The 13061-nt window shown below is 64.5% G+C and carries 11 protein-coding genes; 1 reads left to right on the top strand and 10 read right to left on the bottom strand.

From position 1 onward, the window contains the following. Positions 1-36: 36 nt before the first annotated feature. The 10 genes from murG to mraZ are packed head-to-tail and all read right to left on the bottom strand — an operon-like array spanning position 37 to position 11371. Complete coding sequence (murG, locus tag Q0L57_RS27305) at positions 37-1161, bottom strand: undecaprenyldiphospho-muramoylpentapeptide beta-N-acetylglucosaminyltransferase (RefSeq protein WP_296746184.1); 1125 nt, start codon at positions 1159-1161, stop codon at positions 37-39. Positions 1162-1167: 6 nt separating this feature from the next. Further along, entirely contained in the window at positions 1168-2319 is a 1152-nt protein-coding gene (ftsW, locus tag Q0L57_RS27300; protein WP_296746183.1) for a putative lipid II flippase FtsW, read from the bottom strand. Next, complete coding sequence (gene murD, locus Q0L57_RS27295) at positions 2319-3722, bottom strand: UDP-N-acetylmuramoyl-L-alanine--D-glutamate ligase (protein WP_296746182.1); 1404 nt, start codon at positions 3720-3722, stop codon at positions 2319-2321. The genes ftsW and murD overlap by 1 nt, the downstream gene beginning before the upstream one ends. Positions 3723-3730: 8 nt before the next feature. Next, positions 3731-4813, bottom strand: a complete 1083-nt coding sequence (gene mraY / locus Q0L57_RS27290; protein ID WP_296746181.1) for a phospho-N-acetylmuramoyl-pentapeptide-transferase — start codon at positions 4811-4813, stop codon at positions 3731-3733. Between the two features lie 26 nt (positions 4814-4839). After that, a complete protein-coding gene (locus Q0L57_RS27285; protein ID WP_296746180.1) occupies positions 4840-6273 on the bottom strand; it encodes a UDP-N-acetylmuramoylalanyl-D-glutamyl-2,6-diaminopimelate--D-alanyl-D-alanine ligase in 1434 nt (477 codons plus the stop codon). After that, complete coding sequence (locus Q0L57_RS27280; protein WP_296746179.1) at positions 6270-7724, bottom strand: UDP-N-acetylmuramoyl-L-alanyl-D-glutamate--2,6-diaminopimelate ligase; 1455 nt, start codon at positions 7722-7724, stop codon at positions 6270-6272. Before Q0L57_RS27280 ends, Q0L57_RS27285 begins: the two co-directional genes overlap by 4 nt. Before the next feature lie 54 nt (positions 7725-7778). Next, entirely contained in the window at positions 7779-9503 is a 1725-nt protein-coding gene (locus tag Q0L57_RS27275; protein WP_296746178.1) for a penicillin-binding protein 2, read from the bottom strand. Then, complete coding sequence (locus Q0L57_RS27270; protein ID WP_296746177.1) at positions 9500-9895, bottom strand: hypothetical protein; 396 nt, start codon at positions 9893-9895, stop codon at positions 9500-9502. Before Q0L57_RS27270 ends, Q0L57_RS27275 begins: the two co-directional genes overlap by 4 nt. Before the next feature lie 4 nt (positions 9896-9899). Further along, positions 9900-10916 carry a 16S rRNA (cytosine(1402)-N(4))-methyltransferase RsmH gene (rsmH, locus tag Q0L57_RS27265; protein ID WP_296746176.1) on the bottom strand — a complete coding sequence of 339 codons (1017 nt, stop codon included), beginning with the start codon at positions 10914-10916 and terminating at the stop codon, positions 9900-9902. Next, complete coding sequence (gene mraZ, locus Q0L57_RS27260; protein ID WP_296746174.1) at positions 10913-11371, bottom strand: division/cell wall cluster transcriptional repressor MraZ; 459 nt, start codon at positions 11369-11371, stop codon at positions 10913-10915. Before mraZ ends, rsmH begins: the two co-directional genes overlap by 4 nt. Before the next feature lie 403 nt (positions 11372-11774). On the opposite strand from mraZ, the gene Q0L57_RS27255 reads away from it, so the two are divergent. Further along, the gene (locus Q0L57_RS27255; RefSeq protein ID WP_296746173.1) at positions 11775-12890 is read left to right on the top strand and encodes a cystathionine gamma-lyase; all 1116 of its coding nucleotides are present in this window, start codon (positions 11775-11777) and stop codon (positions 12888-12890) included. Positions 12891-13061: the final 171 nt, after the last annotated feature.

Raw genomic sequence — 13061 nt, 5'->3', positions numbered from 1 at the left:
CGATGAAATGCACGAGGCCGATCGTCTGCGGCATCTTCATGCGCGCGTCCTCCTGAAGTCCGAAACTGTTTTGCCGGACGCAATAGCCTCTGTCAGATCGGCGAGCAACCGCGCCGCGTCCGGCTTGCCCGACGAACGGGAGGCCGCGGCCATGGCGGCAAGCCGGTCGGGCTCCCGCATCAGCCCACCGACCAGCTCGGCGATCCGTTCCGCCGAGAGCGTCGACTGAGGATGGAGCTCGGCGCCGCCGGCCGCTTCGAGCGCCGCGGCATTTGCCGCCTGGTCGTGGTCGAGGGCATGTGGATAAGGCACCAGCAGAGCCGGGCGGCCGATGACGGCGATCTCCGACACGGTCGAGGCGCCGGAGCGCGATATCACCAGATGCGCCGCCGCCATCCGCGCTGCCATGTCCGTGAAGAAAGGCGAAACCTGAACGTCGACACCAAGATCGGCATAGGCGGCCTTCACCCGCGCCACGTCCTCCGCGCGCGCCTGCTGGGTGATCGCCAGTCGCTTGCGTTGGTCTTCCGGCAGCAGTGCGACCGCCGCCGGCACGGCGTCGGAGAAGAACTGAGCGCCCTGGCTGCCGCCGAACACCAGCAAGCGGAACGGATCCGCATCGTTGGGGGCGGCATAAGGCGTCTTCGCCGCCTCGAGGATTTGCGGCCTGACGGGATTGCCTGTGGTCACCGTCTTGGCGCCGGCGGCACTTGCGCCCTCCGGCAGGAAGCCGCCGGCAATCGCGTCGACGCGGCCGGCCAGCGCCTTGTTGGCACGGCCCATGACGGCATTCTGTTCGTGGATCAGCGTCGGCACTTTGCGCCGGATCGCCGCGTAGAGCGGCGGCAGCGTCGGATAGCCGCCGAAGCCGACGACGGCTTCCGGCTTGATCCTGGCGATGACCCGACCGGCCTCGCGGACACCTTGCCAGATCTTCCAGAACGCGGAGAGCACGGCGACCGGGTTCTTCGAGCCCAGTGTCGCCGAAGGAATCGCGTGGATGTCGGCGGCGGGAAAGTGCCCGGAATAGCGCTCGGCGCGGTGGTCGGTGGCAAGATGCACCTTCCAGCCGCGCTCGATCAGTTCATACGCGAGCGCTTCGGCCGGAAACAGATGCCCGCCCGTTCCGCCGGCCGCCAGCAGGATGAGTCCTTTCGACATCCTGCCTCATTCCGCCGGCATTGCGCGCTGCGGGAAGGCAAAGCCCACCTGCTTGCGCTTTTCCGGACGCCTGCGCGTCAGCGCCAGAACCATGCCTACCGAGATGGCAATCGCGATCTGCGAGGAGCCACCGTAGGAGATGAAAGGCAGCGTCATGCCCTTGGCGGGCATCAGCTGCAGGTTGACGCACATGTTGATTGCCGACTGCAGGCCGAAGATGGTGACGAGGCCGCCGACTGCGTAACGGGTAAAATCGTCCTGCTCCTTCAGCGCGATGCTCAGACCGCGCAGCACGATGAAGGCGAAGATCGACATGATGAAGAAGCACATGATCAGGCCAAACTCCTCGCCCGCGACCGAGAAGACGAAGTCGGCATGGCTGTCTGGAATGACGCGCTTCACCGTACCCTCGCCCGGACCGACGCCGAACCAGCTGCCATTGATCAGCGCCTCGCGGCCCATGTCCACCTGGAACGTGTCGCCCTCGCCGGTGAGGAATTTGTCGATGCGGGCGGCGACGTGCGGAAACACCGTGTAGGCCGCGAAGACGCCGCCGACGCCGGCAGCGCCCAGCGCGACGATCCAGAACCAGGGCAGCCCGGCCATGAAGAACATCACGCCCCAGGTGCCGAGCACCAGCATGGTCTGGCCAAGGTCGGGTTGCGCAACCAGCAGCGATATGACCAACGCCAGCAAGAGCATCGCGAACAGGTTGCCGGGAATGTCGGGCTGGCGCTTGTGCTCGGCGAACAGCCAGGCGCAGATGATCACAAAAGCCGGCTTCAGGAATTCGGACGGCTGGATGGAGAGGCCGGCCAGCGACACCCAGCGCCGCGCGCCCTTGACCTCGACGCCGACATAGAGCACCGCGACCATCAGCACCAGCATGATGCACAGCATCACCAGCGACATGCGCCTGATCTGTCGCGCGTCGAGGAAGGAAACGGCGAGCATCACGATCAGCGCCGGGATGGTGAAGATGATCTGCCTCGTGGCGAAGTGGAAGCTGTCGAGGCCGATGCGTTCGGCGACCGCCGGGCTCGCAGCGAACGACAAAACGATGCCGAGCCCCATCAGCGACAGGAATGCCGCCAGGAACCAGCGATCGATCGTCCACCACCAGGTTGCGACAGGACTTTTGTCGAGACGGCTTTGCATCAACGTGGCCCTCCGATGGGTTTCACACCATCAATAGCAGTCGCAGCTTGCCTGAAGGCTTCGCCGCGAACCTCGAAATTCTTGAACTGGTCGAAACTGGCGCAGGCCGGCGAAAGCAGCACCACCGCCTCGCCGCCGGCGTCGTTCGCCGCATCGCGCGCGGCGTGCTCGACCGCCGCCGCCAGCGTTCCGGATATCTCGTAGGGCACCGCCTCGCCGAGCGTAGCGGCAAAGGCGGGCGCGGCCTCGCCGATCAGATAGGCCTTGGCGATGCGCGGGAAGAAGCCGCGCAGCGGCTCGATGCCGCCTTCCTTTGGCAGGCCGCCGGCGATCCAGTAGATGCGGTTGTTGAAGCTCGACAACGCGGGCGCCGCCGCGTCGGCATTGGTCGCCTTGGAATCATTGACGAACAGCACATGGTCCTTGCGCCCGACCTGCTCCATGCGGTGTGCAAGTCCCGGGAAGCTCTCCAGGCCGGCCTGGATCTCGCCGAGTTCCAGCCCCACCTTGAGGCAGGCGGCGACCGCGGCAAGCGCGTTCTGTGCGTTGTGCTGGCCGCGCAGCGAGCCGATGCCCTCGAGGAAGGCGATGCGGCTGTAACGGCCGTGCACGGCTTCCATCAGGTTGGGGCCGTCGGCGAAATAGCCGTCTGTCAGCGGCAGGCGCTTGGAAATGCGAATGACCGGCCGCCCCGCCCGCTCCAGCCGGTCGGCGATTTGGGCGCCCCAGGAATCGTCGACGCCGACGATCGCGGTGTCGCTACCCGCCACCAGCCGCTCCTTGATCGAAGCGTAATGCGCCATCGTGCCGTGCCGGTCGAGATGATCCGGCGTCAGGTTGAGCAGGATACCGGCTGTCGGGTTGATCGAGGGCGCCAGATCGATCTGGTAGGAGGAGCACTCGACGACATAGTGCCGATCCCGCTCAGGCGGATCGAGCGTCATGATGGCGCGGCCGATATTGCCGCCCATCTGCGTGTCGCGCCCGGCCGATTTCAGGATATGCGCCGTCAGCGCCGTCGTCGTCGATTTGCCGTTGGTGCCGGTGATGGCGATGAAGGGCGCCGCCGGCGAACGCAGGATGCGTTCGCGGCAGAACAGCTCGATGTCGCCGATCACCTCGACGCCCGCGCCGCGTGCAAGCTCGACAGTCCAGTGGGGCTTCGGATGCGTGAGTGGCACGCCGGGCGACAGCACGAAGGCGGCAAAGCGCGACCAGTCGGCGCCGCGCAGGTCGCCGGTGGCGATACCTGCCGCTGCGGCCTTGGCGACGCTGTCCGGATTGTCGTCCCACGCAAGTATGTCGGCACCGCCTGCGATCAGCGCATGCGCGGTGGCGATCCCCGAGCCGCCGAGCCCGAAGAGCGAAACGCGTTTGCCTGCGAAAGAAGCGGCGGGGATCAAGTGGTGTCCTATCTGAGCTTGAGGGTAGAAAGGCCGACCAGCGCCAGGATCACGGCGATGATCCAGAAGCGGATAACCACCTGGCTTTCGGTCCAGCCGAGCTTCTCGAAATGGTGGTGGATGGGCGCCATCAGGAAGACGCGCTTGCCGGTCATCTTGAAGTAGCCGACCTGGATGATGACCGACAGGATCTCGACAACGAACAGGCCGCCGACGATGACCAGCACGATCTCGTGCTTGGTGGCGACCGCGATGGTGCCGATCAGCCCGCCCATCGCCAGCGAGCCGGTATCGCCCATGAAGATCGCGGCCGGCGGTGCGTTGAACCACAGGAAGCCGAGGCCGGCGCCGATCACCGCACCGAGCACGACCGCAAGTTCACCGGTGCCAGGAACGAAATGGATTTGCAGGTATTCGGCGAAGACCGCGTTGCCCGACAGGTAGGCGATGACGCCGAAGGATGCGGCCGCGATCATGATCGGCACGATTGCCAGCCCGTCTAGGCCGTCGGTCAGGTTCACCGCATTGCCCGCGCCAACGATGACGAAGCAGGAGAACGGCACGAAGAACCAGCCGAGGTTGATGAGGAATTCCTTGGCGAACGGGAATGTCAGCGACGATGAGAACGGCGCCTGCCCGTTGTGCATGATCACCCATGCAGCGATGCCGGCGATGACGAATTCGAGCCCCAGCCTGGCTTTGCCCGAAAAGCCCAGATGCGACTGCTTGGTGACCTTGAGATAGTCGTCATAGAAGCCGATCGAACCGAAGCCGACAGTTACGAGCAGCACCACCCAGACATAGATGCTGGAAAGGTTCGCCCAGAGCAGCGACGAACCGATGATGCCGGACAGGATCATCAATCCGCCCATAGTCGGCGTGCCGGCCTTCTTGAAATGGGTTTGCGGACCGTCGGCGCGGATCGGCTGGCCCTTGCCCTGCCGCAGCCTCAGCGAATTGATGATGGTCGGCCCGAAGATGAAGACGATCAGCGCCGAGGTGATGAGCGCGCCGCCGGTGCGGAAAGTGATGTAGCGGAAGACGTTGAAGACCGAGATCTTGTCCGCGAAATCGACGAGCAGTGTGAACATATGCCTTCCGTCCCCCGAAACCGACCTCAGGTCGGCTCAATGGTTGTTGCTTCCGCTGGAAATTTCCCGAGCAGCGCCTCGACCAGCTTTGAAAACCCGATGCCCTTCGACGACTTGACCATCACCACGTCACCCGGCCTGAGCGCCGACAGCAGGATCGGCTTCAGCTCGTCGGCGCCTGCGCGATATTCGGTCTCGATCTCGGCGGGCAGAACGTCGGCCAGCACCCGCATCTCGGGGCCGCCGAGAAAGACGTTGTGCGTCTGCGTGCCGACGATGAGTTCGGCAAGCGCCGCATGGAGCTTCGTCGAGTGGCTGCCAAGTTCGAGCATGTCGCCCAGCACAGCGATCCGCCTGCCCTCGCCCGCGACGGGCGTAGCGTTGAGCAGCGCCATGGCCGCCGCCATCGATGCCGGGTTCGCGTTGTAGCTCTCATCGATCAAAGTGATCGGCCCGTTCGGATGGTGCAGGACGTGACGCTTGCCGCGTCCGCGCTCGGCCGACAGATCGGCGAGTGCCGCCACCACCTTGTCGAGGTCCGCGCCCGCCAGTTGCGCGGCGCCAAGTACGGCCAGCACGTTCTGCACCATGTGGCGCCCGGGCGCACCGACGCGAGCGGCTATCTCGCGCTTGCCGATCTTGGCGGCAATGTCGGAATGGTCGGCATAAAGCTCGCAACTGGTGAGCCTGAAGGTCGCCCGCGCATGTTCGCCGAAGCCGAAGATATGCTCGACGCCGGCGCCCTTCGCCATCTTCTCCAAGAGCTTCCAGCGGGAATCGTCGCGGTTGAGCACGGCGGCGCCACCGGGCTCGATGCCCTCGAATATCTCCGCCTTGGCCGTTGCGATCTCGTCGAGGTTCTTGAAGAAGCCGAGATGGGCGGCCGCAATCATCGTCACGATGGCGATGTGCGGCCCGACCATCTTGACCAGCGGCCTGATTTCGCCGGGATGGTTCATGCCGATCTCGAAGACCGCGTAGTCGCAGTCTTGCGGCATGCGGGCCAAAGTCAGCGGCACGCCCCAGTGATTGTTGAACGACTGCGCCGAGGCGTGCACCTTGCCGACAGCCGACAACACGTGGCGCAACGCTTCCTTGGTGGTCGTCTTGCCGGCGGAGCCGGTCACAGCGATGATCCTGGCTCCCGAGCGGGCACGCGCCGCAACGCCGAGTTGCTCAAGTGCTGCAAGCACGTCCTGCACCACGATCATCGGCGCGGTCAGCCGGCCGAGCGAGGGCAGCTTGGCCTCGGCCACGACCAGGACGGCGGCGCCCGCCTTGACCGCCGCGGTCGCGAAATCATGCCCGTCCATCGCCTCGCCCTTGATGGCGAAGAAAGCGTTTCCGGGCTCAAGGCTGCGGCTGTCGATCGAAATGCCGGTGATGCCTTCCGGCAGCGAGCCGATCGGCCTGCCACCCATGGCATCGACAAGTGCTTCCGACGTCCAGAGCAGGCTCATGCGGCACGCTCCCTCAGCGCTTCGCGCACTTCCTCGTGGTCGGAGAAATGGAAGGTTTCGGTGCCGATGGTCTGGCCTTCCTCATGGCCCTTGCCGGCCACGATCAGCGTGTCCCCGGCATGAAGCATCGCCACCGCCTCATGGATCGCCTTGCGCCGGTCGCCGATTTCGATGGCGCCGGGCGCGGCTGCAAGGATGGCCGCCCGGATGGTCTCGGGAACTTCGGTGCGCGGATTGTCATCGGTGACGATGACGACATCGGCGAGCCGGGTTGCGATCTCGCCCATGATCGGCCGCTTGCCGCGATCGCGATCCCCACCGCAACCGAACACCACGACGACGCGGCCGGTGGTGAACGGCCTGACCGAGGCCAGCACGTTTTCCAGCGCGTCGGGCTTGTGCGCATAGTCGACATAGACTGGAGCGCCGGCGGCTGTCGTCCCGACGAGATCGAGCCGACCCGGCGCGCCTTTCAATTTTTCCAATGCTGCCAAAGCCTTGTCGGCGGATGTTCCAGTCGCGATGGCGAGGCCGGCCGAAACCAGCGCATTGGCGATCTGGAAATCGCCGGCCAGCGGCAGGTCGATCTCGTGGAGTAGGCCATCGGCCTCGACCTCGGCGCGCTGGCGGTGCCGTTCATGCTCGACCCGCTTCAGCGTGAGGAAATCGCCATGACGACCCACCGTGAGCACGTTCAGGCCTGCTGCCCGTGCGGCCTTGATCGTCGGTTCCGACCACGGATCGTCGGCGAAAATGACGGCGGGCGCGCCCTTCGGCAGCAGTGTGTCGAACAGGCGCAGCTTGGCGCGATGATAGTCCTCGACCGTCGGATGATAATCCATGTGGTCGCGACCGAGATTGGTGAAGGCGCCTGCCGCCAGCTTGACGCCGTCGAGCCGACGTTGGTCGAGCCCGTGGCTTGAAGCTTCCATCGATGCGTGGGTGACGCCGGCCTCCGCCAGTTCCTTGAGCAACTTATGCAGGGCCACCGGATCCGGCGTGGTCAGCGACCCATATTCGTTGCGGCCGGGGGCCACCACGCCCGTCGTGCCGATCGAAGCGGCGGCAAAGCCGGCCTGCTCCCATATCTGACGGGTGAAAGCGGCGACCGAAGTCTTGCCGCTTGTGCCGGTAACGGCAACCATCGTTTCCGGCTGCCTGCCGTAGAAGCGCGCAGCGCTCAGCGCCAACGCGTGACGCGGGTCGTCCACCGCGAGAACCGGAACCGGCAGGCCGGAAACGGCATTGCCTTTGCCCGTGATGATTGCGGCGGCGCCGCGGCGCGCCGCATCGGAGGCAAAGGCCGCGCCATCGGCCTTGCTGCCGGCGAGCGCGAAGAAGACGACGCCGGGCCTTACCTGGCGGGAATCGGAGGAGAGTCCGGTAACCTCCAGATCGGGGGAAGCTGTTCCTCCGACAGGCAGGACACCGGCTAGATCTTTGAGATGCATCGCGTTCCGTTCACCGCAACAAAATAGCGCGCAGTTGCCGGCGCGCCCCAAGAATCACTGATAGGAAACCAGCGTTGCACCATTTTCATGGCTGAAATCTGGCTTCACGCCAAGCATGGAGGCTGCGCGCCTGATGATGTTGCCCGCCATCACACCGGCATTGTTGGCGGCGACATCCGTCATCCCGGGCTTTTCCGGGTGCGGGGCGTCGGCGATCGTAAACACGAGGTATTGCGGATCGTCCATCGGGAAGGCGGCGACGAAGGTGTTGAAATTCAAGTCCTTGGAGTAGCGGCCGTTGATGACCTTCTCGGCCGTTCCGGTCTTGCCGCCAACCCGATATCCAGGGACTCTGGCGTTTCTGGCCGACCCCTTCTCGGCGTTCAGCGTGTAGAGGTAGCGCATGCCCTCCACCGTCTTCTCGCTGACTACCTTCTTGGCCACCGCCATTGCATCCTGCTCGCTGCGGACCAGGAACGTCGGCTGGATCAGATAGCCCTGCATCAGCGCCGCGCAACCGACGGCGGCCTGCAGGGGAGTCGTCGACACGCCATGGCCGAACGCGATGGTGTACGAGTTGACTTGTTTCCACACCTTCGGCTCAGTCGGGCGGGCAACTTCCGGCAATTCGGTCTGCATCCTATCCAGGATGCCAAGACGATGCAGGAATTCGCGGTGCCCCTCGATGCCGACCAGTTCGGCCTCCCTGGCCGATCCGATGTTGGACGAATACAGGAACACTTCCGGTAGGGACAACACGCGGTTCTTGCCATGGAAGTCGTGGATGGCCTGGTGGCCGACCCGGATGGGATGCGAAGCGTCGAAGCGACTGTTCATCGTCGCCTTGCCGGAATCGAGCGCCATCGCCGAGGTGAAGCTCTTGAAGGTCGAGCCCATTTCATAGAGGCCAGCCGACATGCGGTTCAGCCGGTCCTTTTCCTGGGCGTTATAGGGATTGTTCGGATCGAAATCCGGCACGGAGGCCATGGCGATCACTTCGCCGGTCTTGATGTTCAGCACGACACCGCCGGCGCCCAGGGCGCGATAGCGCTCCAGGCCGGCGGCGACCTCGTCGCGCACGACATGCTGGACCCGCAGATCGATCGAGAGTTTCACCGGCTTCAGGTCCCTGGCGATTGCAAGGCCCGATGCCTGCAGGTCGCTCAGACCCTGCTCGTCGATATACTTCTCCATGCCGGAGATGCCCTGATTGTCGATGTTGGTGAGACCGACAATGTAGGATGAGGTTTCTCCGCTCGGGTAGAAACGGCGCTTCTCCGTGCGAAAACCGAGCCCCGGAATGCCGAGCGCCATGATATCGGCCTGCTGCTTCGGCGTCAGCTGTCGCTGCAACCAGACGAAGCCGGCGCCGCTCTTGAGCTTGCGATAGGTCTGCTCGTAGTCGATCTCATGCAGGACCGTCGAGAGTTTCTCAATCGCCTCGTCGGCGTCGACGATGCGGCGCGGCTCCGCAAACAGCGACGCCGTCCTGATGTCGGTCGCCAGCACCTCTCCGTTGCGGTCGACGATATCCGGACGCGAGGCCGTGACCCTGCTCTGCGGCCCGTCGGACATATCCGGGCTCTGCATGCCGAGATAGACCAGTCGGCCGGCAATCATCGTGTAGATCGAGAAGAACACCGTCATCGTCATGATGATGCGGGTCTTGGCCTTGCCGCCTGTCGCCTTGCGGGCGGCGTCGACGACGATGGAGCCGTCCTCGGCCAGCTTCCTCCGCCGCTTCAGTAGATCGCCGATCCTTGGAAATCTGCCGATCATTGCACGGTGCTCCCGGTGACGACCGGATCCGTGCTGTCCGCTGGCCCTTTGCCGGAATTGTCGGCCATGCCGCCAAGCCGTTGGGAAGACAGTTCCTGAATGTTGACCGGTTTCAGGGGCACGTCGTCGAGCCCGCCGATCTGGTGGGCATTGACCGGCTCGAGGCCAAGCTGCGACTTGTAGGTTTCAGTGAGCTTCTGCAGCCGCGAAGGCTGCGTGAGCAGGCTCCAGTCGGCCTTCAGAAGATCGATCGTATCTTCCTCATAGCGGATCTGGGCATGCAGCTTCTGCACCGCCGCCAGCTGCTCCTCGGCTTCGCGCTTGGTCTTGTAGGTCAAGGCCGCTGCCGAGACCATGACGGCGATCAGGATTATGTCGCTGGTACGAAACACGTGCTCACCTCTCCCCCGGCCGCTCGACAGCGGGAAGCTTTGGAAGACCGAAAATCGAAAAGTCACCGCCGCGCGCCGGCGCATCGGTGCGGATCGCCGCGCGCAGCCTGGCCGAGCGCGCGCGCGGGTTGGCCGCTATCTCGGCCTCCGCCGGCGCCACTCCACCGCCGGATTTGCGGAATGTCGCAACCCGCGCCGGCGCGTCGGGCATATGGCGCGAACCGCTGGCCGCGTCCGCGCGATCGGCGATGAAGCGCTTGACGATGCGGTCTTCCAGCGAATGAAAGGTGACCACGACAAGCCGCCCGCCGGGCCTGAGCGCGCGCTCCGCTGCAAACAGCGCCCTTGCCAACTCGCCGAGCTCGTCATTGACGAAGATGCGCAGCGCCTGGAAGACACGCGTGGCCGGATGGATCTTGTCCTTCGGCGCGCGCCCGATATGGGTGGCGATAGCGTCGGCGAGATCGAGCGTGCGTTCGAAGGGCCGCTTCTCGCGACGGCCTTCGATCATGCGGGCGATGCGGCCGGCGTGACGCTCCTCGCCGAGAAAACCGAAGATGCGGGCCAGGTCGCCGGCCTTGAACGTGTTGACGACATCGGCGGCGCTTAGGCCCGCCTGCGCCATGCGCATGTCGAGCGGCCCGTCGGCGCGAAAGGAAAAGCCGCGCTCCGCCTGGTCGAGCTGCATGGAGGAAACGCCGATATCGAGTACGACGCCGTCGGCGCTCTCGACCTGCTCGTCAAGCGTCGAGAACGGTGCCTGGACGAGCTTCAGCCTGCCACCCGAGCGCTGCTCGAGAGCCCTGCCCGCCAGGATCGCGTCCGGATCGCGGTCGATGGCGACGACCGAGGCGCCGCGCTCCAGAATGGCGCTGGTATAGCCGCCGGCGCCGAACGTTCCGTCGACGATGGTTTCGCCTTCCTTGGGTTGAAGCGCCTCCAGCACCTCGGCAAGGAGGACCGGAATGTGACGGACCAGTCCGCCAACGGCGTGAGGATCATCGCCGTGGCCAGCCATCATTCCGGTCGCTCCCCGAGCTTCGTCCCCTGCCGAAGCTGCAAAAGCCTGGCCCGTGCCTGCGCCCCGTAGGCCGCAAGCCGTCCCGGCTCCCAAACCTGAAAGAAATTGCCACGGCCGACAAAGGCCACCTCGTTCGAGATGCCCGTATGCTCGCGGATGAAATCGCTCATCGTGATCCGGCCGTCCTGATCGAGCTTCAGGAAAGTCCCGTCGCCATGGCAAAAGAACGACATGTCGTCCGCCGTCTGCAGGAAGGGATCCTCCAGCGCGATCCGCTGCTCGTAGCGGTCGAGCAGGTCGAGCCCGCCGACATCCATCGCCGGCAGGTCGAGGCATCGAAGCGCATAGAGTTCCGAGTAGCCGCGTTTCTGCACGACCGCGCGGAAATGCGCCGGAACGGACACTCGCCCCTTCGCATCGATCCTGTTGACTGCGTTTGAGAGAAATCGGTCCACTACGCCCTACAGCCGCTGTCGCCGCCGCACCCCTTCCCATGTTGTTGTCCGCGCCGCCACGCGTTCCCTCGCGAGAAATCGCCTCGTTCGGTAGGGCGAAAACCGGCAAACGCGCAGCCGCCGCGACTGCCCGATTGGCGTACGCTTCACCCTGACGCGGAACGAAAGCTTGATGATGCAAATGGGATATCATGGGGTACTATGGGCGTCAACGGGAACAGGCATCACAAACACGCGCACCGCAACCCAGAAGAGCAAGCTGAGGGCCCGTTCCATCTTTATGCTCTATTAAGCCTAACGAACCGTTTAGAGCCGTCTGGCCCAAAGACACGCGGCTTGCGGTGAACACGCGCCGCGCCTAGCGTCGGCTCGCATTCTCCACCCGGCAATAAGGATCGAGCTCATGTCCGAAACTGCGAAGTCACGCGCTGCGGCACTCGCCCACTTGCGCAGCAGCGATTTCGCCAGGGGCGATCCAATACCGTTGCCGCTTACCATGGCCTCCACCTTCCACGCGCCGGGAGACTCGGCTGGCTTCGATCAATACGGTCGCTTCAGCAATCCGACCTGGCGCGCCGTCGAGCATGCGCTGGGCCATCTGGAAGATGCGCCATGTGTCATTTTCCCGTCGGGAATGGGTGCGATATCGGCGGTATTTTTCGCGCTCCTGAAATCCGGAGACCGCATTCTGTTGCCTTCGGACGGCTATCACGCCACGCGCGCGTTGGCTGAGCGCTTCCTTAAACCGCTGGGTATAGCCCACGACACGAGGCCTACGCCCACCTTCCTCGATGGCGGCTTCGAAGGATACCGGCTGGTCTTCGTCGAAAGTCCGTCGAATCCGCGACTGGACATCTGCGATATCGCCGCCGTCGCCGATGCTGTCCATAAGCAGGGCGCGATCTTTGTCGTCGACAACACGACGATGACGCCCTTTGGTCAGCGCCCGCTCGATCTCGGCGCCGATATTGTCGTCTCCGCGGACACCAAAGCGATCAACGGCCATTCGGATGTGCTGTTCGGCCATGTCGCCAGCCGCAATCCCGACATCGTCGCCAAAGTGAAGGACTGGCGCGAGACTGCAGGCGGCATTCCTGGCCCCTTCGAGGCTTGGCTCGTGCACCGCGGCCTGGAAACACTGGAAGTACGCTTCGACCGCATGTGCTCGTCGGCGGAAACGATCGCCCGACGGCTGAAGGACCACCGTGCCGTAAGCGGCCTGCGCTTTCCCGGCCTGGAAGGCGATCCTTCACACAATCTTGCGCGGGCCCAGATGGAGCGCTTCGGCTTCCTGATCTCGTTCGAACTGGCCTCCGAGGAGCAGGCCGAGGCTTTCATCGACAATTGCGCGTTGGTTGAATCAGCGACTTCCTTCGGCAGCACGCATACGTCGGCGGAACGGCGGTCGAAACGCGGCGACGCCGTACCACCGGGCTTCGTCCGGCTGGCAATCGGCTGCGAACCGGTTGAGGAACTCTGGCAGGCGATTAAGGGATCTCTTGATCACCTGGGCGCCTGAGCGTCTCCCCTCAAACTGAGGGGGAAGGAGCCAGCTGGCCTGTAAGCCGGGTTCTGTATGGCCCTCGCCCTGCGGCGAGAACGTGGCGGCCATTCATCTTGGGCGCGCGTTGCCACGCGCCTCACGCAACCTACCCGGGCGGTGGGCCGGAAACAGCCCTCGAAGGTTTCC

The sequence above is a fragment of the Mesorhizobium sp. genome (genome assembly GCF_024509055.1).
Classification (GTDB): domain Bacteria; phylum Pseudomonadota; class Alphaproteobacteria; order Rhizobiales; family Rhizobiaceae; genus Mesorhizobium.
The sequence above is the reverse complement of the archived record's forward strand: the minus strand, read 5'-3'. Positions and strand labels throughout refer to the sequence as shown.